We start from the raw sequence: 1,084 nt of genomic DNA, 5'->3' as shown, positions 1-1,084 counted from the left end.
GACCGATGCACAGGTGGCCACGGCCGTCAACAACGAGTTCCCGAACCTCGATACTGATGTTACGGATGACTTTTCCGGTAGCTTCAACGACCTAACGGACGTACCGGCCAATCTCGATACCGACTCAACTGATGATTTCAGTGGAAGTTTCAACGACCTAACGGACGTTCCCGCAAACCTTGATACCGACTCAACTGATGATTTCAGTGGTAGCTTTAACGACCTAACGGACGTACCGGCCAACCTTGATACCGACTCAACGGATGATTTCAGTGGAAGTTTCAACGACCTAACGGACGTTCCCGCAAACCTTGATACGGATTCCACCGATGATTTTGATGGGGAGTGGTCATCACTCAACAATTTACCTGCCGGGTTTGCCGACGATATCGATAATGACACGCAGCTGACCGATGCGCAGGTGGCCACGGCAGTCAACAACGAGTTCCCCAACCTGGACACCGATGTGACCGATGATTTTTCCGGTAGCTTCAACGACCTAACGGACGTTCCCGCCAACCTCGATACCGATTCAACCGATGATTTTGACGGGGAGTGGAGCTCTTTGAACAATGTACCTGCCGGTTTTGCCGATGATATCGACAACGATACACAACTGACCGATGCACAGGTGGCCACGGCCGTCAACAATGAGTTTCCGAACCTTGATACCGACGTGACGGATGACTTTTCCGGTAGCTTCAACGACCTTACGGACGTACCGGCCAATCTCGATACCGACTCAACTGATGATTTCAGTGGAAGTTTCAACGACCTAACGGACATTCCCGCAAACCTTGATACCGATTCCACCGATGATTTTGATGGGGAGTGGTCCTCACTCAACAATGTGCCTGCCGGATTTGCCGATGATATCGACAACGATACACAGCTGACCGATGCCCAGGTGGCCACCGCCGTCAACAACGAGTTCCCGAACCTCGACACCGATGTGACCGACGATTTTTCGGGCAGTTTCAACGATCTTACCGATGTTCCCGCAAACCTTGATACCGATTCCACCGATGATTTTGATGGGGAGTGGAGTTCACTTAACAATGTACCTGCCGGCTTTGCCGATGAC

1 protein-coding gene is annotated in these 1,084 nt (G+C 51.6%); it reads left to right on the top strand.

All coding sequences use genetic code 11. The features are described from left to right. Positions 1-1,084 (top strand): hypothetical protein (locus tag M3P07_RS17695; RefSeq protein WP_249971258.1); only part of this gene is annotated, 1,084 nt, incomplete at both ends.

The sequence above is a fragment of the Flagellimonas myxillae genome (assembly GCF_023502235.1).
Classification (GTDB): domain Bacteria; phylum Bacteroidota; class Bacteroidia; order Flavobacteriales; family Flavobacteriaceae; genus Flagellimonas; species Flagellimonas myxillae.
Note: the sequence above shows the minus strand (reverse complement) of the source record. Positions and strands in the feature narration are given on the sequence as shown.